The sequence below is a fragment of the Paenibacillus sp. sgz302191 genome (assembly GCF_057749925.1).
The window spans coordinates 121907-142713 of record NZ_JBYLHY010000017.1 but is presented as its reverse complement, the minus strand read 5'-3'; the positions used below and the strand labels follow the sequence as shown (position 1 = coordinate 142713).

Genomic DNA, 20807 nt, shown 5'->3' with positions numbered 1-20807 from the left:
ATAAATCATGAGTCTACGGAACAATCAAGTTCCGCGCGTCCTCTCTATGTTGGCAGTATGCACGCTGATTGGCTCTACCTTTACCTTTCTTCCCGCGCCCCCTGCTCGCGCTTATGTAAGCTCGCTCGGCAATTTGCTTTCGTCGAGCGTTTCCGGGGATACTTTGACGCTAACCGTTGATAACGGCGCGGAGCCAAGCGATGACATTCTGGTCATTCAAGCTGTACAGAACGGCATCCTGAAGGTGGACTATCGTCCGAATGGCGTGACGCCAAGCCCGGATACGCCGATGCTGGACCCGAACAAAACATGGGCGGCCGTCGGAGCGACGATAAATACGGTTTCCAATCCAATGACGGTCACGACTCCGAATATGAAGATCGAGATCACCAAAAATCCCGTGCGCATGACGGTGAAAAAGCCGGACGGTACGGCACTGTTCTGGGAACCTTCCAGCGGCGGGGTGTTTTCGGATGGCGTTCGCTTCGTTCATGCCGGCGGGGACAACATGTACGGCATCCGCAGCTTCAACGCTTTCGATGGCGGCGGCGACCTGCTGCGGAACAATTCCAGTCACGCCGCCCATGCCGGCGAGCAGGGAGATTCCGGGGGGCCGCTCATTTGGAGTACGGCAGGTTATGGTCTGCTTGTCGACAGCGACGGCGGCTATCCGTATACGGATGACGCTACCGGTAAAATGGAGTTTTACTACGGCGGCACGCCTGCGGAAGGACGGCGCTATACGAAGCAGGACGTCGAATACTACATCATGCTCGGCACGCCGAAGGATATTATGTCCGGCGTCGCCGAGATTACCGGCAAACCGCCGATGCTGCCGAAGTGGTCCTTGGGATTCATGAATTTCGAGTGGGATACGAATCAAACGGAATTTACGAATAATGTCGATACGTACCGCGCCAAAAACATTCCCATCGACGCCTATGCCTTCGATTACGATTGGAAGAAGTACGGGGAGAACAACTACGGCGAATTCGCATGGAACACCACGAATTTCCCTTCCGCCGCCTCGACGGCGCTCAAATCGGCAATGGATGCCAAAGGCATCAAAATGATCGGCATTACGAAACCGCGGATCGTGACCAAGGATGCTTCGAACACGGCGACGATTCAAGGGACGGATGCGGCGAACGGCGGCTATTTTTACCCGGGACATAGCGAATATCAGGACTATTTCATCCCCGTGAAGGTACGCAGCATCGATCCTTACAATGCCGGCGAGCGGACATGGTTCTGGAATCACTCCAAGGATGCGTTGGATAAAGGCATTGCGGGATGGTGGAACGATGAGACGGATAAAGTATCATCGGGCGGAGTGACTTATTGGTTCGGCAATTTCACGACGGGCCATATGTCGCAAACGATGTACGAGGGTCAGCGCGCTTATACGGGCAATGCGCAGCGTGTTTGGCAAACAGCGCGCACCTTCTATCCGGGCGCACAGCGCTACGCGACGACGATCTGGTCTGGCGACATCGGCATTCAGTACAACAAGGGGGAACGCATCGATTGGGCGGCAGGCATGCAGGAGCAGCGAGCCGTTATGCTGTCATCCGTAAATAACGGCCAAGTGAAATGGGGCATGGATACCGGGGGGTTCAACCAGCAGGACGGCACGACGAACAATCCGAATCCGGACCTGTATGCAAGGTGGATGCAGTTTAGCTCGCTTACGCCTGTTTTCCGCGTTCACGGCAACAATCACCAGCAGCGCCAGCCCTGGTATTTTGGATCGACCGCAGAGGAAGCGGCCAAAGAAGCGATTCAGCTGCGCTACTCCCTGATTCCTTACATGTATGCTTATGAAAGAAGCGCCTACGAGAACGGAAATGGGCTCGTAAGGCCGCTCATGCAGGATTATCCGACCGATCCGAATGTCAAAAACGATACGGACGCCTGGATGTTCGGCGATTGGCTGCTGGCCGCTCCGGTAGTGGATAAACAGCAGACCGCCAAAGATATTTATTTGCCGTCCGGCACATGGATCGATTATGCGCGCGGCAATGTGCTGACCGGCGGTCAGACGATTCACTACGCCGTGAATCCGGATACGCTAACGGACATTCCTCTTTTCATCAAAAAAGGAGCGATCATTCCTACGCAAAAGGTGCAGGATTATATAGGACAATCTTCCGTGACCTCCGTCGATGTGGATGTATTCCCGGATACATCGCAAAGCAGCTTCACCTATTATGACGATGACGGAGCCAGTTATAACTATGAGAACGGCACTTATTTCAAGCAAAATATGACTGCGCAAGACAACGGCTCAGGTACGCTTAGCTTCACGTTAGGGGCCAAAAGCGGCAGCTACATCCCTGCCCTGCAATCTTATATCATCAAGCTCCACGGAGCTGCTGGAACCGCGGTGACGAATAACAGTACGGCCATGGCATCCTATGCCGGCTTGGAAGCATTGAAAGCCGCTTCAGGCGAAGGCTGGGCGAAAGGCAAGGACGTATACGGCGACGTCACTTTCGTAAAATTGTCGGCGGGAGCAGCTTCCGCCAAGGCCATCGCCGTGACCGGAAGCAGCTCCGTGAGCGCGGCCGTTATGCAATACGAAGCTGAAGATGCATCGCTTTCGGGCATCACAGCGTCAACTAAAGCGACGGTGAACACGAACCATGCCGGATACACGGGAACAGGCTTCGTGGATGGGCTCGGCAATGCGGGAGCGGGTGCGACGTTTTATCCGAAAGTGCAAACAGGCGGCGATTATAACGTTACGCTGCGTTATGCTAACGCTTCAGGTTCGGCCAAGACGATGAGCATCTTCGTCAATGGCAAGCGAGTAAAGTCAACGTCGCTTGCGAATTTAGCGAATTGGGACACGTGGTCGACCCAAGCCGAGACGCTGCCCCTGACGGCGGGCATGAACGTTGTCACGTACAAATATTACAGTGAAGCGGGCGATAGCGGTAACGTTAGCATCGACAACATCACGGTGCCGTTCGCGCCTGCGGTAAGCAAATACGAGGCAGAGAGCGCCGAGCTTTCCGGAGGCAGCAGTATGGACACGAATCATTGGTACTACAGCGGCGCCGCATTTGTCGACGGCATGAGCGCACCCGGCGCGCAGGTGAAATACAATGTCAATGTGCCGAGCGCAGGCAGTTATCAAGTCGCGCTGCGCTATGCCAACGGCACGAACGCTGCGAAGACGCTAAGCACCTACGTGAACGGAACGAAGTTGGGTCAAACGAGCTTCGCGAGTCCGGGAAGCAACTGGAACGTTTGGCAGGACAACGTTCAAACCGTGTCGCTGAACGCAGGAGCTAACACCATCGCGTTCAAATATGATGCTGCCGATAGCGGCGGCATTAATCTGGATCGGATGCTGCTCTCGACAGCGGCGGCGGGAACGCCGGTTTCCGAGCAGAACCTGCTCGACAATGGCGGCTTTGAACGCGATACGAGCCAGAGCAGCAACTGGACCGAATGGCATCCCGGTACACAAGCGGTCGCTTACGGCATTGATAGCGGCTCGACAACGAATCCCCCGGAATCGCCATGGACGGGCGATAAGCGCGCTTACTTTTATGCGCCGGGCGCTTACAAGCAAAGCATTCATCAGACGATCAGCGTTCCAGTGAACAACGTGAAATACAAATTCGAAGCATGGGTCCGCATGAAAAATACGACGCCGACAACAGCGCGAGCGGAGATTCAAAATTACGGCGGTTCTGCCATATATGCCAATATCAGCAATGACGGTGTATGGAAGTATGTCAGCGTTAGCGACATTATGGTTACGAACGGTCAGATCGATATTGGCTTCTACGTCGATTCTCCGGGAGGCACAACGCTCCATATTGATGATGTTCGTGTAACCAAGCAATAAGCGGAAGCTCGGACTCCCTCATGAGGCTAAATCGATAAAGTGTTTGGGCTGAGAAAGACCACCGGGCAATCCGCGATCCCGATGGTCTTTTGTCGTTTGGCGACTGGAAGAAGGCGAAATGAGCGTATGGGTGCGATATGGGATAGATTGCCACAAGTAATATTTATAAAATCTATGTTCATCGGCGTAAAGGTCTGGTATGTTTAATAATGGTACATAATTTATTGTCGGAGTGGAAATATGGAAAACAAGAACCGCACTTTAATTGTAGATGGCATGGCCTTATTATTCAGAGGCTTTTACGCGCAATCGTACGGAGGGTATGTCCGCAAAACGAGCAGCGGCATCCCCACGAACGCCATTTTCGGTTTTATTCATTATTTGTTCGATGCCATCAAGGAGTTTCAACCTACGCATCTGCTCTGCTGCTGGGACTTGGGCAGCTCTACGTTTCGGACCGAGATGTACGACGGCTACAAAGCGAACCGGGCCGAGGCGCCGGAAGAGCTGGTCCCCCAGTTCAGCCTGGTCAAAGAGGTTGTGGATGCGCTGGGGATACCGAATTTCGGCGCGCCCGGTTTTGAAGCCGACGACTGTATAGGCACGATTGCCGGCCAAATCAGCGCCGAGACGGAAGTGCTCATATTGACCGGCGACCATGATATGCTTCAACTCATTACGGACCGCATTTCGGTCGTGATCATGAAAAAGGGCAAATCCAATTATCAAGTGTACACGCCGGCTGCTTTGTGGGAAGAGAAAGAGCTGCACCCCTCTCAAATTATCGATGTAAAAGCGTTTATGGGCGATACTTCCGATAATTACCCGGGTGTGCGCGGCATTGGCGAGAAAACGGCCCAAAAGCTTATTAAAACATACGGTTCCGTCCAAGGCGTATTGGACAATATGGAACAGTTATCGGCTAATGTTAAAACAAAAATCGAAAATGACACGGACATGCTGCACTTGTCCAAAGATTTGGCAACTATTAAAGTGGATGTTCCTATTCAATGCGTTTTTGAAGAATGCGTTTGGAAAATCAACAAGAGCGCCGCACTTCAAAAATTCGAAGAGCTTGAGTTTAACAGTTTGGTAAAATTAATCGGATAAGGAAAATAATGGAGACAAGCCGTTTGGTAATAACAGGCTGTGTCTCTATTTTTTTGCGCCAACGCAAAAGGGATTTGGAAAAAAGTGTAGAAATGATAAAAAAGACCTATAAACAGCTAAAAAACGCTGCTTTTTCATCAGGTGAATTGTCAGTATTGAACGAAGAGCGGGGCGAAAAAAGGGATTTACCGGCGAAAAGTGACTGAAATCCCACCCTGGGTTTTCAAAATTTAAGGAGGCGACTATGAAAGGGCTTTACAAAAGAACGGGCAATGCGGTTTTATCGGCGGTATTTGCGCTGCTTGTATGCGGCTTGCTGCCCGCGTATAACAGTTACGCGTCGACGACGGCGTCATTGTCCACGACTGCGGACTATTACGTAGATAATTCCGGGCACTATCCCTCAGGCGATACGACCGTCGATTTCAAGAACTTTAACTGGATCGGCAATTTTTACGACGTCGCTTACGGGAGCGCTCAGACGGTACTGAAATTCGACCTGACTTCGATTCCGAACGGTGCAACCGTTTCAAGCGCACAGCTTAAGCTGCGTGTAACGGCTTTGGGTGAGAATACGGTTGCCCCTTTCTTGAATGTATCCGGGTCTAATAACGACAGTTGGACGGAAAACGCGACAACGATTCCTTCCAAGGATGTGAACATAGCGTCCAATATTACGTCCGGCATTACAGTAGGACAGGATCTGGTCATTGATGTCAAAAGCTTTATAAACAGCCAGTTGTCCGGCGATAAAATCGCGACTTTGGTGCTGAGCGGCAGCACTTCGGGGGGGACGAGCCAATTCGCCATCGCCTCCAAGGAAACAGGAAGCAACGTGCCGACGTTAAGCGTCACCTATGACATTGCGGCGAGCAATCCGGTTGTTTCGTCAGTATCCGTTCCGGCTAACGGCGTGTACAGTACCGGGCAAAATTTGGACTTTACAGTGAATTTTGACCAAAATATTACCGTGGACACGTCGGGAGGCACGCCGTATTTGCCGCTGATAATCGGCTCCTCTCCCGTCAATGCGTCTTATGTATCCGGCTCGGGAACGCAAGCATTGATCTTTCGGTACACGCTGCAGAGTGGTCAGTTGGATAATAATGGTGTGACAGTCGGCGCTGCGCTGGCTCTAAACGGCGGCACACTTAAAGGTGCGGCCGGCAACGATGCGGGGACGGCGCTGAACAGCGTTGGCAGCACGAACGCGGTGCTGGTGGACGCGGTGGCGCCGACGGTGAGCAGCGTGAATGTGCCCGCAAGCGGGACGTACAAAGCGGGAGCGAATCTGGATTTCACCGTCAACTACAGTGAAAATGTAACGGTGAATATGACAGGCGGTACGCCGTACCTGCCTGTGACGATCGGTTCGACGACGGTGCATGCGTCGTATGTATCGGGCTCGGGAACAAGCGCGCTGTTGTTCCGGTACACGGTGCAGGCCGGAGACAACGACGCAGACGGCATTCAGCCCGGGGCTGGCGTGACACTGAACGGCGGCACGGTCAAAGACGCTGCAGGTAACGCTGCGGTCGCTGCGCTGAACGGTGTCGGCAGCACGAGCGCAGTGCTGGTGGACGCCGTGGCGCCGACGGTAAGCAGCGTGAATGTGCCAGCGAACGGGACGTACAAAGCCGGAGCGAATCTGGATTTCACCGTAAACTACAGTGAAAATGTAACGGTGAATACGGCAGGCGGCACGCCGTATCTGCCCGTGACAATCGGTTCCACGACGGTGCATGCGTCGTATGTATCGGGCTCAGGAACAAGCGCGCTGTTGTTCCGGTACACGGTGCAGGCCGGAGACAACGACGCAGACGGCATTCAGCCCGGGTCTGGCGTGACACTGAACGGCGGCACGGTCAAAGACGCTGCAGGTAACGCTGCGGTCGCTGCGCTGAACGGTGTCGGCAGCACGAACGCGGTGCTGGTGGATACAATTGCGCCGACGGTAAGCAGCGTGAATGTGCCAGCGAACGGGACGTACAAAGCGGGAGCAAATCTGGATTTCACCGTCAACTATAGTGAAAATGTAACGGTGAATACGGCAGGCGGCACGCCGTACCTGCCTGTGACGGTCGGTTCGACGACGGTGCAAGCGTCGTACGTGTCAGGTTCTGGAACGAACGCGCTGTTGTTCCGGTACGCGGTACTCAGCGGCGATGCGGATGCCGACGGCATAGCGGTCGGCAGTGCGATAGCCGCCAACGGCGGCACGGTCAAAGACGCTGCAGGCAACGATGCGGTTGCTGCGCTGAACAGCGTCGGCAGCACGAACGCGGTGCTGGTGGACGCGGTGGCGCCGACGGTAAGCAGCGTGAATGTGCCAGCGAACGGGACGTACAAAGCGGGAGCAAATCTGGATTTCACCGTCAACTATAGTGAAAATGTAACGGTGAATACGGCAGGCGGCACGCCGTATCTGCCCGTGACAATCGGTTCGACGACAGTGCAAGCGTCGTACGTGTCAGGTTCTGGAACGAACGCGCTGTTGTTCCGGTACGCGGTACTCAGCGGCGATGCGGATGCCGACGGCATAGCGGTCGGCAGTGCGATAGCCGCCAACGGCGGCACGGTCAAAGACGCTGCAGGCAACGATGCGGTTGCTGCGCTGAACAGCGTCGGCAGCACGAATGCGGTGCTGGTGGATGCGGTGGCGCCGACGGTAAGCAGCGTGAATGTGCCAGCGAACGGGACGTACAAAGCGGGAGCGAATCTGGATTTCACCGTTAACTACAGTGAAAATGTAACGGTGAATACGGCAGGCGGCACGCCATATCTGCCCGTGACAATCGGTTCGACGACAGTGCAAGCGTCGTACGTGTCAGGCTCAGGAACGAACGCGCTGTTGTTCCGGTACGCGGTACTCAGCGGCGATGCGGATGCCGACGGCATAGCGGTCGGCAGTGCGATAGCCGCCAACGGCGGCACGGTCAAAGACGCTGCAGGCAACGATGCGGTTGCTGCGCTGAACAGCGTCGGCAGCACGAATGCGGTGCTGGTAGATACGATTGCGCCGACGGTGAGCTCGGTCAGCGTGCCTGCGAACGGCACATACAGTGCCGGCGCGAATCTCGATTTTACGGTGAATTACAGCGAGCCGGTTGTGCTGAATACTTCAGGAGGGACCCCCTCCATTCAATTGCAGGTGGGCTCCTCGTTGGTTGAAGCCGTGTATGCCGAATCCGTGACGCCAAGTCAGCTGAAATTCCGCTATACGGTCCGCATGCAGGACCAGGACGAAGACGGGATCGGTGTCGCATCCGCTTCCCTGACATTAAACGGAGCGATAATCGCCGACAGGGCAGGCAATGCCGCCGATGCTGCGTTAAACAATATCGGAGCGCTTCAAAATGTGCTTGTAAGCAATCATCTTTCCATAACGCTTAGCGATACCGGCTGGACCAATCAAAACGTAACCGCCACAGTCGCCAGCGACCCGGGCAATCAAATCGAATACAAGCTCGGAACCGATGGAGTGTGGAGCAGCTACACCTCTCCTGTCATCGTTTCGCAGGAAGGGCTGACTGTTTTTTTCGCCAGAGCTATCGACCCGTCCAATCATGCGAGCGAACCTGTTTCGGCGGAAATACGAATCGACAAAACGGCGCCGACGCTTGTTTTGAACGGCGACGCTGACATCACGATTGTTGAAGGGGAGGCTTATACGGAGCTTGGAGCGCAAGTTCAGGATGAGCACCCGGCGTCGGCTTTAGCCACAGTGACCGGCTTCGTTGATGTCAATCACGCCGGCACTTATGTGCTGCGCTATAATGCGCTCGATCTTGCGGGCAATCCGGCTCAGGAAATTTTGCGCACCGTTCAAGTGATTTCGAAACCTGCGGGCTTGCGATTCAACCAGACTTCTTACTCGGTAGCCGAGGGCGGCGAGATTCCGTTTCAGGTTATCATGAAATATTCCGACAATCATGAAGTCGACGTTACGGCTCAGGCTGCTTATCAGGCCGCCGATGCGCAAATCGCCGATTTGTCCGTACCGGGCATCATCAAAGCGCTGGCTTCCGGCCAAACTGTCATTAAGGCGGTTTACAGCGGGCAAACGGCTCAGAGCGCAGTGACGGTAACGCCCGTTGTCATCAGCCTGGCCTTCGAGGAGCCGACTTATCAAATCAAGGTTGGCCAAGATCTCCAGACAAACGTTTTGGCTCAGTATTCCAACAATTCGCAAACGGATGTAACCTTTCTTGCAGGCTACGCGTTGACGGGCGACAGCGCGGTCGTGTCGGCATCAGGCAGCGTTACGGGCAAAAGCCCCGGTACCTCCGTGCTGGAGGCTACCTACGGCGGCATACATGCAAAGACTCAAATCGTTGTGCTCAATTCATCCGGCGATTCCGGCGGGAGCAGTTCTTCGTCCGGCGGCTCGAGCGGAAGCAGCTCTCCATCTAACGTCCGGCAGGTGAAGGTTCTGGTCGAAGCTGCGGGCGGCTCGCAGACAGTCGAGCTAGTCGATATTGTACGGGAAGAGGCCGGCGGGAAGAAAGTCGATTCGCTTCTCTTGAGCGACGGTAAAATCGAACAATCCGTTTCCAGCGCGCTTCGGGCGAATCAGGATACGGTGATAGTCAAGATAGACGACCTTGCGGACGATCCTGCGGATGTCGTCAAGGTTATGCTGCCTGCGAAGGCGATCCCGATTTTATCGGACAAATCGGTCAATCTCGAGATTCGCACCGATCATGCAACCTTGTATCTTTCCAAGGATACTCTTAAGACTTTGGCAGGCAGCCAGGATTACTACTTCAACATTGTGCCTATCCGGAAGCAGGAAGAGCAGCAGGCTGTAAAAGGGAGAACAATTACCGCCGATGTGGTGCGGCAAGCTATCAAGTCGGGCGAGGTGCGCATGGTAGGCATGCCGATGACGATTGAAACGAACCTGCAGAAAGTGCCCGTTCAATTGACGTTCCCACTTGATCCAAGCGTGATTCCCGGCGATGCGGCGCAAAAAAAGCTGTTTTTGTCAACGCTCGGTGTTTATATTGAACACTCCGACGGAGAAAAGGTATTGCAGCGCGGCCAACTTGTATACGGTACCCAAGGCAGCCTTGCAGGCATTAAAATCGATGTCAACAAATTCAGCACGTTTACGATTGTATCCGCGAGCAGCGAAACTGTGCGCCATGAGGCTTATATCAACGGTTATCCGGACGGTACGTTCAGGCCCGGGCAGGCCGTGACCAGAGCGGAGATGAGCGCTATACTGTCCCGATTAACTGCGGCGGGAACAAAGTCGGACGCTGCGTCCCGGACCTTTACGGATGTAGATAAAGGGCATTGGGCGACAGATGCGATACGCCGCGGACAGGAAGCGGGTCTGTTGACCGGTTATCCGGACGGAAGCTTCAAGCCTGACGCTTCCATCACGCGCGCCGAAATGGCAGCGATTATCGTAAAATGGATGAAGCTGGATCCGTCTGCGGCGAAGCCAGCTTTCCGCGACGCCGAAGAGCACTGGGCCGCAGCCCAAATTGCCGCTGTCTCCGGGCAGGGATACATGACAGGGTATGCCGGCGGCTCGTTCCGGCCGGACCAGGCGTTGACGCGGGCGGAGGCTGTCGTCATCATCAACCGCATCCTCAAGCGCGGGCCGTTGACGGGAGTTTCCGTTCCGTCCTGGTCTGATGTACAGCCGTCATTCTGGGCGTTTGCGGACATCGAGGAAGCATCCCGGACGCATGATGCCAGTCGTAAGTCCGATCAAAGCGAGACATTGATCCCCTGATCGATGTCATAAGGTAACCCGCTTTGCAGGATGAACACACCGGATAATAAGCGGTTTTGCCCAAATCCGTTCCTCTCTTATAAAGAGGAGCGGATTTTTTGTTTTTGCGAATATATACAATAATTGACAAAAAGATCTTTTGCTATCTATAGTAGAATAGTACTTTAGTTTCAGATCATTCCTGATACTGACTAATTGGAGGTGCTATGCTGCTGCTAGAAACAGCTCTGCCCCAGGACGACAGCTTTTTGTTCGAAGTTTATGCGGAAACGAGGCATAGCGAGATGGAAGCTTGGGGATGGCCGCCCGGAGAAAGAGAAGCTTTTTTGCGTATGCAGTTCGAGCTTCAGACAAAATCCTATGCTATGCAGTACCCGGGTGCCGTCACTCAGATCATCGTGCACGAGGGTGTGAGGATCGGGCGGATGATTGTGTCCAGGCAATCCTCTGTCGCCCTTGTCGATTTGTCCCTGCTGGCGCCTTACCGCAACCGGGGGCTGGGGAGCGCGGTGATCGCGCGTTTGCAGCAGGAGGCCGCCGCATCCGGCCGACCGGTCACGCTGCATGTGCTCGGGGATAATCCGGCCAAGCGTTTGTACGAAAGACTCGGATTCAAGGTCACCGGAGAATCATTTCCTTACGTTGCAATGGCATGGCAGCTATAAAGAGAGAGGAGCATTTTACATGAGCGATCAATATTTGGGGGAAATTCGTATGTTCTCCGGCAATTATCCTCCCATCGGCTGGGCGCTGTGCAACGGGCAGCTGCTGTCTATCAACGACAACGAAGCTTTGTATAGTTTAATTGGAACCACTTACGGGGGAGACGGGCGGGCGAACTTCGCTCTGCCGGACCTGCAGGGGAGAATCCCTGTGCACACGGGCCAGAACCCGGCAACAGGCACTTTTTACCCGCTTGGGCAAAAGACCGGCGTGGAAAAAGTAACCTTAACGCTAAACCAACTGCCTGCTCACACGCATAATGCGAATAGCTCCAGTATTGAAGGGACGTTGGCCAGCCCGGCTAATGCATTTTGGGCCAAGAGCACCAAAAATCAATATTCCAACGCGGCTCCCGATACGACGATGAATGGCTTGGCAATCGGAATAGCTGGAGGCAATCAGTCACATGACAACATGATGCCTTTCTCTACCCTTACTTTTATCATTGCGTTACAAGGCATTTATCCTACTCAAAATTAATTTGAAAAAGGCGGGGAGGATCATTCATGGCAGAACCTTTTGTAGGGGAAATTCGGTTGTTTCCTACTAATTTTGCCCCTAGGGGATGGTTACAGTGCAACGGACAGCTGCTGCAGGTTATCCACAATCAGGCGCTGTTTGCGGTGATCGGAAATACATATGGCGGCGACGGGCGCACCACGTTTGCCGTTCCAAATTTGCAAGGACGTACTCCGGTTCACGTATCGGCGGGCACTCCGTTCGGTCAAGCCGGCGGGGAGGAAGCGCACCCTTTAACTATCAATGAAATGCCTCAGCACACACATCTGGCGACAGGAGGATCGGGTGCGCTCTCGGCAGCCCCTTCGGACAATACCTGGGGAACATCGGCCAGCGTAAAACCCTATGAGACGACGGCGAATGCCGCGATGGCTCCCAACGCGTTGGCTAATGCCGGAGGCAGTCAGGCGCACGTGAATATGCAGCCCTATACAGTGTTAAATTTCTGTATAGCTGTAGAAGGGTTATTCCCGCCTAGAAGTTAAATGTGGAGAAAGGGATGAGCATATGGATCCATACGTTGGAGAAATTCGGTTGTTTGCAGGCAATTATGCCCCGGTCGGCTGGGCGCTGTGCAACGGTCAAATCATGCAGGTTCAGGTAAACCCTGTTTTATTTTCTATAATCGGAAACGTTTACGGCGGAGACGGCAGAACGACGTTCGCTCTGCCCGATCTTAGAGGACGGGCACCCATGCACTGGGGCGGCGGCGCAGGGCTTACGCCGCGGAAGTACAACGAAAAGGGCGGAGAGGCGACGGTGACTTTGTTGTACGATCAAATGCCCGTTCATAATCATTTGGCTAATGCGCAGACAGTATCGGATCAAATGACGGCAGAGGGGGCCATTTGGTCCAATGCGGGCGCGTCCGGACGCGGCGGGTTCCAATTTTATTCCGACATATTAGATACGACGATGAACCCGCAGGCGATTACCCCTATGGGGGGCAGTCAGCCGCATAACAACATGCAGCCGTTCGCGGTCATGAACTTCATCATCGCGTTGGAGGGAGTCTACCCTCCCAAGCAATAAGACACAGGTAATGGGGATGGCCGCATTCTGCGGCTTATCCGGCGTACAGCGGCGACTTTCCGGCTACTTGTCCAACTCTTTGCGGGAGGACTGGCGGTAGCGGAGAGGCGTCGTTTTCGATATCTGCCGAAAAACACGCCCGAACTGCACAAGCGATCCGAACCCTACCTGCTCGGCGATCGTAATGACTTTGTCCTGGCTTCCGGCGAGCAGGCGCTGGGCTTCCTGGACCCGCACGAAATTGACGTATTCGATCAGCGCGAAGCCGGTAATTTCCTTGAACATCCGGCTCAAATAAGCCGGGCTGATTTCAAACCGCTCCGCCAGCTCTTCCAGCCGGATCGGCTCGGCAAAGCGGGTATTGATGTAGCGGACGATCGTCGATATTTTGCGGTGCAGCGGGCTGAGATGCTCCGGCGCCTGGACGGGATGCAGGCGGACGAACCGCGCCGTGAACAGCAGCAGCTCGATGAGGCGGTGCCGCAGGGAAAAAGCTTGGCCGAGCAGCGGCTCCTTGGCTTCCTGCACCATTTTGCCAAGAATGTCCTCCACGGTGCGCCGTTCCGTAGGGTCCAGGCGCAGCACCGGGGTCCCGTAAGTAAAAGCATCGAGCAAAAAGGGAGCTTCCGTGATGGACCCGCCGAGGAACGGCTCGCTGAAGTTCATCACGACCCGCTTGTGGCCGAGCTTGTCCGAATCCGCGGTAGCGTGCAGCTCGCGCCGGTTAATCAGGACCAGGTCCCCGGGCAAAATCAAATAAGCGCGATCGCGGATAAAATACATCCGCTCGCCTTCATACAAATAATACAGCTCGAAAACCTCGTGCATATGCTGGGTTCTTTCGAACGAACCGGACCGTTGAATGTGCTGAATGTAAAAAGGCCCTTCTTCATTGCCGTAGGTAACTGTGCGGGTCATATCGTTTTCCTCCTTGGATGAGGGCTGCCCGTCGTTATTATATCATGAATGAAAGTAAAAATATGAATAGTTTTCAGGAAAAATCGGAATAGATGATGAGAAATATTGCTTAAATTGCGATATGATCGGATTATCATAATGGAGCAATCAAGGAGGATTCTAAATATGAACCAACTTATTGAAGCAGTGAAATCCGGCAGTATTTCCTCATTTGTTTCGCAAGCTGTGAAAGCGTATCCGCAATCTTTGGCGCAGTATGGCAATACGGCTTTAGTGATGGTGAAGACGGAAGCGGGCAAACGGATCGTGGTGACCGGAGACGGCGAGCTGTACGATCAGCTGGACGGAGAAATCGCGGACGGCGGTAAAGTATGCCCTCTCACGCATGCGAACAGGCTGACGCTGAACAAATTTTTGCCTTATACGGCGCCGCAAGCTTTCGGCACTAAGGTAGCGACGATGGGACTCGGCGACCGCCTGGGCATCGCCAGCCCCGGACACATTCAAACGCTGCGCGGAAAGGACATTCGTCCCGTACTCGCTCAGCAAAGCATCCGCGAGCTGAACTTGACGGGCCGCACTTATGAGGACGTGCTGGACGCCGCTTGCTATGCCGTATTCCAGGAAGGCTACCGGGACGGCTTCGGCGCGGACGGCGATCATCTGAAGAAGGAAGAGGACATCGAATACGCGCTGCGGCTCGGTTTTACGATGCTGACGCTGGACTGCTCGGAGAACATCGATAATACGATCGACTCCTTGACCGAAGCGGAAGTGGCGGCCCAATACGAGCAGCTTCCCGCCGATGTGCGCAGCCGCTATGAAGCGCGTTATTTGCAGCAGGCGCCGTCCGTTCAAGGAGCGAGCCTGACGTTTACGCCGCAAACGCTGAAAAAAGACGTGCTGATTTACAGCGCAGCCGTCGATTTTATGGAAGCGATTTTCCGCAAGTACATCGCAACGCTGGACCGTGAGGTCGATTTTGAAATCTCCATCGACGAAACGATGACGCCGACTTCGCCGGAGGCCCATTATTTGGTAGCCAATGAGCTGCACGAGCGCGGCGTAACGATTTTCAGCATGGCGCCGCGCTTCTGCGGGGAGTTCCAAAAAGGCATCGATTACATCGGAGATATCGCCCAGTTCGAACAGGAGCTTGCCAGCCACGTGGCGATTGCCAATCATTTTGGCTTCAAGCTGAGCATCCACTCGGGCAGCGACAAGTTCAGCGTGTTCCCGCTGATCGGGCAGTACACCAAGGGGCTGTTCCATTTGAAAACGGCAGGCACCAACTGGCTTGAAGCCGTTCGCGTCGTAGCCAAGGCGAATCCGTCCCTGTACCGCCGCATGCACCAATATGCGCTGGAGCATTTTGAAGAAGCGACCGTTTATTATCATGTGACGACGGACATCGCCGCTATCGCGCCGCTGGATCAAACGAACGACGCGGATCTGCCGGAGTATATGAACGAAAACAATGCGCGCCAACTGCTGCACATTACGTACGGCCTGCTGCTGCAGGCGAAAAATGCTGACGGCAGCAAGCAGTTCGCCGACGAGTTTTTCCGCACGCTCTCCGAGCAGGAGGAAGCATTTGCGGAAGGGCTGCAAAAGCACATCGGCAAGCACCTGGAGCTGCTGGGCAAATAGTTTGCGGGGGCGGCTGGGCCCCTTAAAACGCCTTAACACCACTTTTGTCGTGGTGTTGAGGCGTTTTTTGGCTTGCGCGGGAGGTGTGCTCGAAGCAACTGCCGCCCAAGCCGGTGCGGTCGCTTGTGAAGCGCGGCTTGGCCGGCCGCAAAGCCTGTGAAACCCGCAAAACCCGCAAAACCCGTAAAACCCGTAAAACCCGCAAAACCTGCGAAAGTGCAGGCATTTTCCGCGAAAGCAGTCCGTTTGGCGGAAAAGCCTGCGATTGTACAGGAATTCCGGATGCAAACGGGTCTGAGCGCATGTATGCGCTGGAAAACCTGCGCATTTGCAGGAATGTTTCGTTGGCAAGCGTCTCAACGAGCAAAAAGCTGCACTTTTGCAGGCTATTATTGAAAAACCCCAACGTTAGAGGAGATAGCTATAATCTGCCTGGCTGGCTGTACGAAAAAAAACTGCAAAAATACATGAATTTGCGTCCTTGATCGCTGTCCACGAACAATTCCTGCAAAAGTGCAGGCTTTTCGCCAAAATAAGCCGATTCCAGAGGAAAAACCTGCACTTTTGCAGGTTTTCTCCCTGGCAAGCTGCTTCCAGCCCAGTTGTGCGGTTTCACAACCTGCACCGGGAGATGCGCGCGCCCAGAAAAAGCGGCTGTCCTCCAAATAGCCACACTCGTTCCTCTAGCCCTCGCAGAGTGTTGCGACCTGCTCGGGCAGCCTGACTATTGCAGGCTTTCTACGCATTGCCAAGCAGATGCGCTGCCTCTAGCGTTCGCTTATCCGACAGTCTTATGGCGTCGGTACAATCAGGGGCGGCGTCTCCCTTGGCTTGTAGAAGCGAAAGCCGATGCAGTGCCGGCTGGGGCCGATGCAGTGCCGGCGAGGCCAATGCAGTGCCGGCTGGGGCCGATGCAGTGCCGGCGAGGCCAATGCAGTGCCGGCTGGGGCCGATGCAGTGCCGGCGAGGCCGATGCAGTGCCGGCTGGGGCCGATGCAGTGCCGGCGAGGCCAATGCAGTGCCGGCTGGGGCCGATGCAGTGCCGGCGAGGCCAATGCAGTGCCGGCTGGGGCCGATGCAGTGCCGGCGGGGGCCAATGCAGTGCCGGCGAGGGCCGATGCAGTGCGGGCGAGGCCGATGCAGCGCCACCAAAGGCCGTTGCATCACCGCCAAAGGCCGCCTCTCCGCCATTCAATAGGACAGATGCCTGTATGCGCTTGGTGACATGCCTGTCCATCTTTTGAATTGCTTGCTGAATTGGGACAAATCTTTGTAGCCGAGCTGCTCGGCGATTTGTTCGATGGAAAGCGCCGGGTCCATGAGAAGAAGCTTGGCGTTGCGCAGCTTGATCATGCTCAAATATTGGCGCGGGGAAATGCCGTATGCTCTATGGAAAACGCGGTTGCAGTACGTCGGGCTGTAGCCGAGCTGCTCGGCGATTTGCTCGATCCGCAGGGCCACGACATCGCCCGCATCCGCGCCGCCGTTTTGCGCCCAGGCTTGCTCGATGCTGACCGCCAGCTGTTCGGCGAGCTCCGTCGTTCCCGCTTTGCCCGCCGCCCTCTGCTCCGTTTGCAGCAGCAGCTCGCTCAGCGCGCCGAACAAGCGAAAAGAAGCATGCAGCGTCAGCAGCTTCAGGTTGGCGGCAGAGGCGTCTTCTTCTTTGGCCGCGTCCGTCACATCGTTCAGGATGGGGCGCAGCGCAATTTCCAGCGCAGAACCCGCCGGGTACAGCCCTTCGTTCAACTGGTTCAGCTGGGCCCGGAACCAGGGATCGTCCACTTCAAAATGAAGGCATACGTACTCCATCGTATTTCCGTCCGCAGCACCCAGGCTGGCATGTTTCCGGTTCGGTAAAATCCAAAGCAAATCCCCCTTGGCCTGCCTATAGTCCTTACCCTCCACGCGCATATGCTGAGAACCTTCCAACACGATATTAATTTCGTAAAGGGCATGCTTATGCTCCGGGAAAGACCACTGTGCGCTCACTTTGCGGCGGTGGGCGGCAAACAGGCGAAACGACATGTGCAAATCAGGCAGCGTAGTGCCGCTTACGCTATGTTCAAGCCCGGCGGGGAGATGTTCCATGCGCAATGATGCTCGCTCCTTTTACGCGGATATTATTTCCTTATTATAGCATGAGCGTCGAAGCGGACGCCTCACCCGGGGCAACGTGCGCCCTCCCGGGGCGTCGACCGACCGCCGGCATGCAGCGCAACACCGCGCGCAGGGAGCTGCGCACGCAGAGTGTGTCTCACCCGGTGCGAGTTTGTGGCGCCGCAAGGCTGGCCCCCGATACGGACGCCCCGGGTGAGGCGTTTTTTGCACAAATCGAGTGCAGGTTTGCCCATGGGCTAGCCGGAAAGGTGGACGTATGATAAAAGCATAAGCAGAAAGGAGCATCTGTTATGCCAGCCAATTCATTTTTCAATACACATCATTCTCCGGTCGGGGCGTTCGCCAGCTTTACGCTAGGTTTTCCGGGCAAAAGCGGGGGCTTTGATCTGGAGCAAGGGCGGCCTCCGGGCCAAAATATTTATATCGGCCTTGAGTCCGTTCAAGGCGGTACCTATGAGGCTTTTCCTTTTTTCGAAGCCGTCGGGGACGAGAGCGCGCGTTATGATATCGAGAATCCGGACCCGAATCCGAACAAGCCGAAAGTGGTTTTTCCTTTTCCGAGGCAATCTGTCTCCAGACAATTCCGCGTCAGCACAGATTCGTGGCGGGCGGGAGACTTGGAGTTCCGGCTCATTTCGCCCGTGAAATCCGTCCCGGATCCAAGCGTGGCGGCGGATGAAGCGCTACGCCTGGCGCTGGTGCCGGCCATTCTGGCCGAGATTACTGTCGATAATACGCGGGGAGCGGCGCCGAGAAGAGCTTTTTTCGGTTACCAGGGCACTGATCCGTACAGCTCCATGCGCAGGCTTGACGATACTTGCGATGGCATTGCCGGCGTCGGCCAGGGCCGCAATACGGCGATCGTGTCACGGGATGCGGGTGTGCGCTCGGGACTTCATTTCAGCATTGAGGATATTTTGACCGTTCATCCCGCCGAAAATCTGACCTTCGGTTTAGGTACCGTCGGGGCGCTGTTCATGGATACGCCTGCCGGCGAAAAGCGGACGTACCGCTTCGCGCTTTGCTTTCACCGCTCGGGCATCGTTACCGCAGGATATGACGCTTCCTACACATATGCACGTCTGTTCAAAAACATCGAAGCGGTCGCCGGTTACGCTTTGGATCATTTCGACGAGCTCGGCGCGCTGGCGGCGAAGGCCGATGAGCGCATCGAAGCCTCCCGGTTATCGGCCGATCAAAAATTTATGCTCGCGCACGCGATCCGCAGCTACTACGGCAGCACGCAGCTGCTCGACATGGACGACGAGCCGTTTTGGATCGTCAACGAAGGCGAATATCGCATGATGAACACGTTCGATCTGACCGTCGATCAACTGTTCTACGAGTTGCAACTCAATCCGTGGACAGTCAAAAACGAGCTCGACATGTTCTCCAAACGCTACAGCTACGAAGACCGTGTCCGTTTTCCCGGCGAATCGGCGGAATATCCCGGCGGCATCAGCTTTACCCACGATATGGGCGTGGCCAACACGCTTTCCAGACCCGGCTATTCCTCGTACGAATTGTATGGCTTGACCGGCTGCTTTTCGCACATGACGCATGAGCAGCTTGTAAACTGGATCTTGTGCGGGGCTGTGTACGTCGAGCAAACGGGGGACAGGGAGTGGCTGCAGCAAAACCTGGCTCTCTTCGAACAGTGTCTGCAAAGCATGCTGAACCGGGATAACCCGAACCCCGAGCTGCGCAACGGCATCATGGCGCTGGACAGCACGCGCACGATGGGCGGGGCCGAAATTACGACGTACGACAGCCTCGACGTATCGCTTGGACAGGCGCGCAACAACATTTATATGGCTGGAAAATGCTGGGCGTCCTATGTGGCGATGGAGCGTATTTTCCGGCAAAACGGCCGCGAAGACCTTGCCGAAACCGCAAGCGGGCAAGCGCTCAAATGCGTGCAGACACTGGTCGGTTTTGTCAACGAGAAAGGCTACATTCCGGCAGTCGTCGGGGAAGGCAACGATTCGAAAATTATACCAGCCATCGAAGGGCTGGTGTTCCCTTATTTCACCGGCTGCCGCGAGGCGTTGGACGAAAGCGGGCGCTACGGCTTTTACATCAAGGCGCTCAAAAAGCATCTCGAGACGGTATTGGTCCCGGACATCTGCTTGTTCCCTGACGGAGGATGGAAGCTTTCGTCCACGAGCAACAATTCTTGGCTGAGCAAAATTTATTTGTGCCAATTCGTCGCCCGGCAAATTCTCGACCTCCCATGGGAGGAACAGGGCGCTGCCGCGGACGCCGCCCATACGGCCTGGCTCACGCATCCGGAGCTGTCAATATGGAGCTGGAGCGATCAAATTATTTCCGGAGAAATAACGGGCAGCAAATATTATCCGCGCGGTGTAACTGCGATTTTGTGGCTGCAGGAAGACCGGTACGCATAAACCTAAAAAAACCAGCCGGACTCTTAGCGAAAGAGTTTCGGCTGGTTTTTTACTGCTCGCAGCTCCCGGCATGCGGTGTTGCGCTGTATGACGGCGGTCGGTCGAGCACATCATATATTGATTTTGCGGTTTTCGGCAAGCTGGACTAACTGAAACAAGATCGGGTTCGCCGAACATCGGCGGGCCGTCGTCATGAGAGGGGGATTAGCACAATCCCCTGCCGACATCAAGGACATTATTGGACCGCCGCACAAAGACGGTAGTGCTAACGCTGGTAAAACGGCTTGCCCCTTAGCAAACGTGCGCCTCTCCCGGGGGCATTTGCTGCGCTGCACAGCGGGAAGTCATAGGCGGCTTGGCTGGGGGCCAGGGGAGAAAACCTGCAAAAACTCCCAAGACGTCATAGATAGAAATTACCACAAAATGAAAATAATTCAGGCCTCAGACTGCCCAGAAACCCATACGCCAGAGCCTGTCGCACCATCTGCCAGACTGGCGCGAAGAAAACCTGCAAAAACTCCCAAGACGTCATTGACGGGACACCCCACAAAATGAAAATAATTCAGATCTACAGACTGCCCAGAAACCAACGTCAGAGCCGATCGCACAATCTGTCAGACTGGCACTAAAAAACCTGCAAAAACTCCCAAGACGTCATCAACGGGACACCCCACAAAATGAAAATAATTCAGGCCTCAGACTGCCCAGAAACCCATAC

General features: G+C 55.0%; 13 protein-coding genes. 11 read left to right on the top strand and 2 right to left on the bottom strand.

Annotated elements, in window-relative coordinates; genetic code table 11:
- Positions 1 to 7 precede the first annotated feature (7 nt).
- The 8 genes from AC3G2T_RS23380 to AC3G2T_RS23345 all read left to right on the top strand — a co-directional run bounded on the left by AC3G2T_RS23380 (position 8) and on the right by AC3G2T_RS23345 (position 12995).
- Positions 8 to 3862, top strand: a complete 3855-nt coding sequence (locus tag AC3G2T_RS23380) for a TIM-barrel domain-containing protein (RefSeq protein ID WP_488437079.1) — start codon at positions 8 to 10, stop codon at positions 3860 to 3862.
- A gap of 240 nt (positions 3863 to 4102) precedes the next feature.
- Entirely contained in the window at positions 4103 to 4972 is an 870-nt protein-coding gene (locus AC3G2T_RS23375) for a 5'-3' exonuclease (RefSeq protein ID WP_474687079.1), read from the top strand.
- A 23-nt stretch (positions 4973 to 4995) separates the two neighbouring features.
- On the top strand, positions 4996 to 5178 hold the full coding sequence (locus AC3G2T_RS23370; protein WP_474687077.1) for a hypothetical protein: 183 nt from the start codon (positions 4996 to 4998) through the stop codon (positions 5176 to 5178).
- A 38-nt stretch (positions 5179 to 5216) separates the two neighbouring features.
- Positions 5217 to 10721 (top strand): S-layer homology domain-containing protein, encoded by a 5505-nt coding sequence (locus tag AC3G2T_RS23365; RefSeq protein WP_488437078.1) that lies wholly within the window; start codon positions 5217 to 5219, stop codon positions 10719 to 10721.
- Positions 10722 to 10927: 206 nt separating this feature from the next.
- Positions 10928 to 11386 (top strand): GNAT family N-acetyltransferase, encoded by a 459-nt coding sequence (locus AC3G2T_RS23360; RefSeq protein WP_474686909.1) that lies wholly within the window; start codon positions 10928 to 10930, stop codon positions 11384 to 11386.
- 19 nt (positions 11387 to 11405) lie between these two features.
- Entirely contained in the window at positions 11406 to 11924 is a 519-nt protein-coding gene (locus tag AC3G2T_RS23355; RefSeq protein WP_474686910.1) for a phage tail protein, read from the top strand.
- A 26-nt stretch (positions 11925 to 11950) separates the two neighbouring features.
- The gene (locus AC3G2T_RS23350) at positions 11951 to 12448 is read left to right on the top strand and encodes a phage tail protein (protein ID WP_474686911.1); all 498 of its coding nucleotides are present in this window, start codon (positions 11951 to 11953) and stop codon (positions 12446 to 12448) included.
- A 22-nt stretch (positions 12449 to 12470) separates the two neighbouring features.
- Complete coding sequence (locus AC3G2T_RS23345) at positions 12471 to 12995, top strand: phage tail protein (protein WP_474686913.1); 525 nt, start codon at positions 12471 to 12473, stop codon at positions 12993 to 12995.
- A 63-nt stretch (positions 12996 to 13058) separates the two neighbouring features.
- Here the strand turns inward: AC3G2T_RS23345 and AC3G2T_RS23340 are convergent, their stop codons facing one another.
- Positions 13059 to 13913, bottom strand: coding sequence for an AraC family transcriptional regulator (locus AC3G2T_RS23340; protein WP_474686915.1), 855 nt, complete (start codon positions 13911 to 13913; stop codon positions 13059 to 13061).
- A gap of 165 nt (positions 13914 to 14078) precedes the next feature.
- Between AC3G2T_RS23340 and AC3G2T_RS23335 the strand changes: the two genes are divergently transcribed.
- Both AC3G2T_RS23335 and AC3G2T_RS23330 read left to right on the top strand, forming a co-directional pair.
- Positions 14079 to 15563 (top strand): tagaturonate epimerase family protein, encoded by a 1485-nt coding sequence (locus AC3G2T_RS23335; protein ID WP_474686917.1) that lies wholly within the window; start codon positions 14079 to 14081, stop codon positions 15561 to 15563.
- Between the two features lie 137 nt (positions 15564 to 15700).
- A complete protein-coding gene (locus AC3G2T_RS23330; protein ID WP_488437077.1) occupies positions 15701 to 16048 on the top strand; it encodes a hypothetical protein in 348 nt (115 codons plus the stop codon).
- Between the two features lie 706 nt (positions 16049 to 16754).
- Here the strand turns inward: AC3G2T_RS23330 and AC3G2T_RS23325 are convergent.
- Positions 16755 to 17651, bottom strand: coding sequence for an AraC family transcriptional regulator (locus AC3G2T_RS23325; protein ID WP_474686954.1), 897 nt, complete (start codon positions 17649 to 17651; stop codon positions 16755 to 16757).
- Positions 17652 to 17971: 320 nt separating this feature from the next.
- On the opposite strand from AC3G2T_RS23325, the gene AC3G2T_RS23320 reads away from it, so the two are divergent.
- Complete coding sequence (locus AC3G2T_RS23320; RefSeq protein WP_474686920.1) at positions 17972 to 20089, top strand: glycoside hydrolase family 52 protein; 2118 nt, start codon at positions 17972 to 17974, stop codon at positions 20087 to 20089.
- Positions 20090 to 20807: the final 718 nt, after the last annotated feature.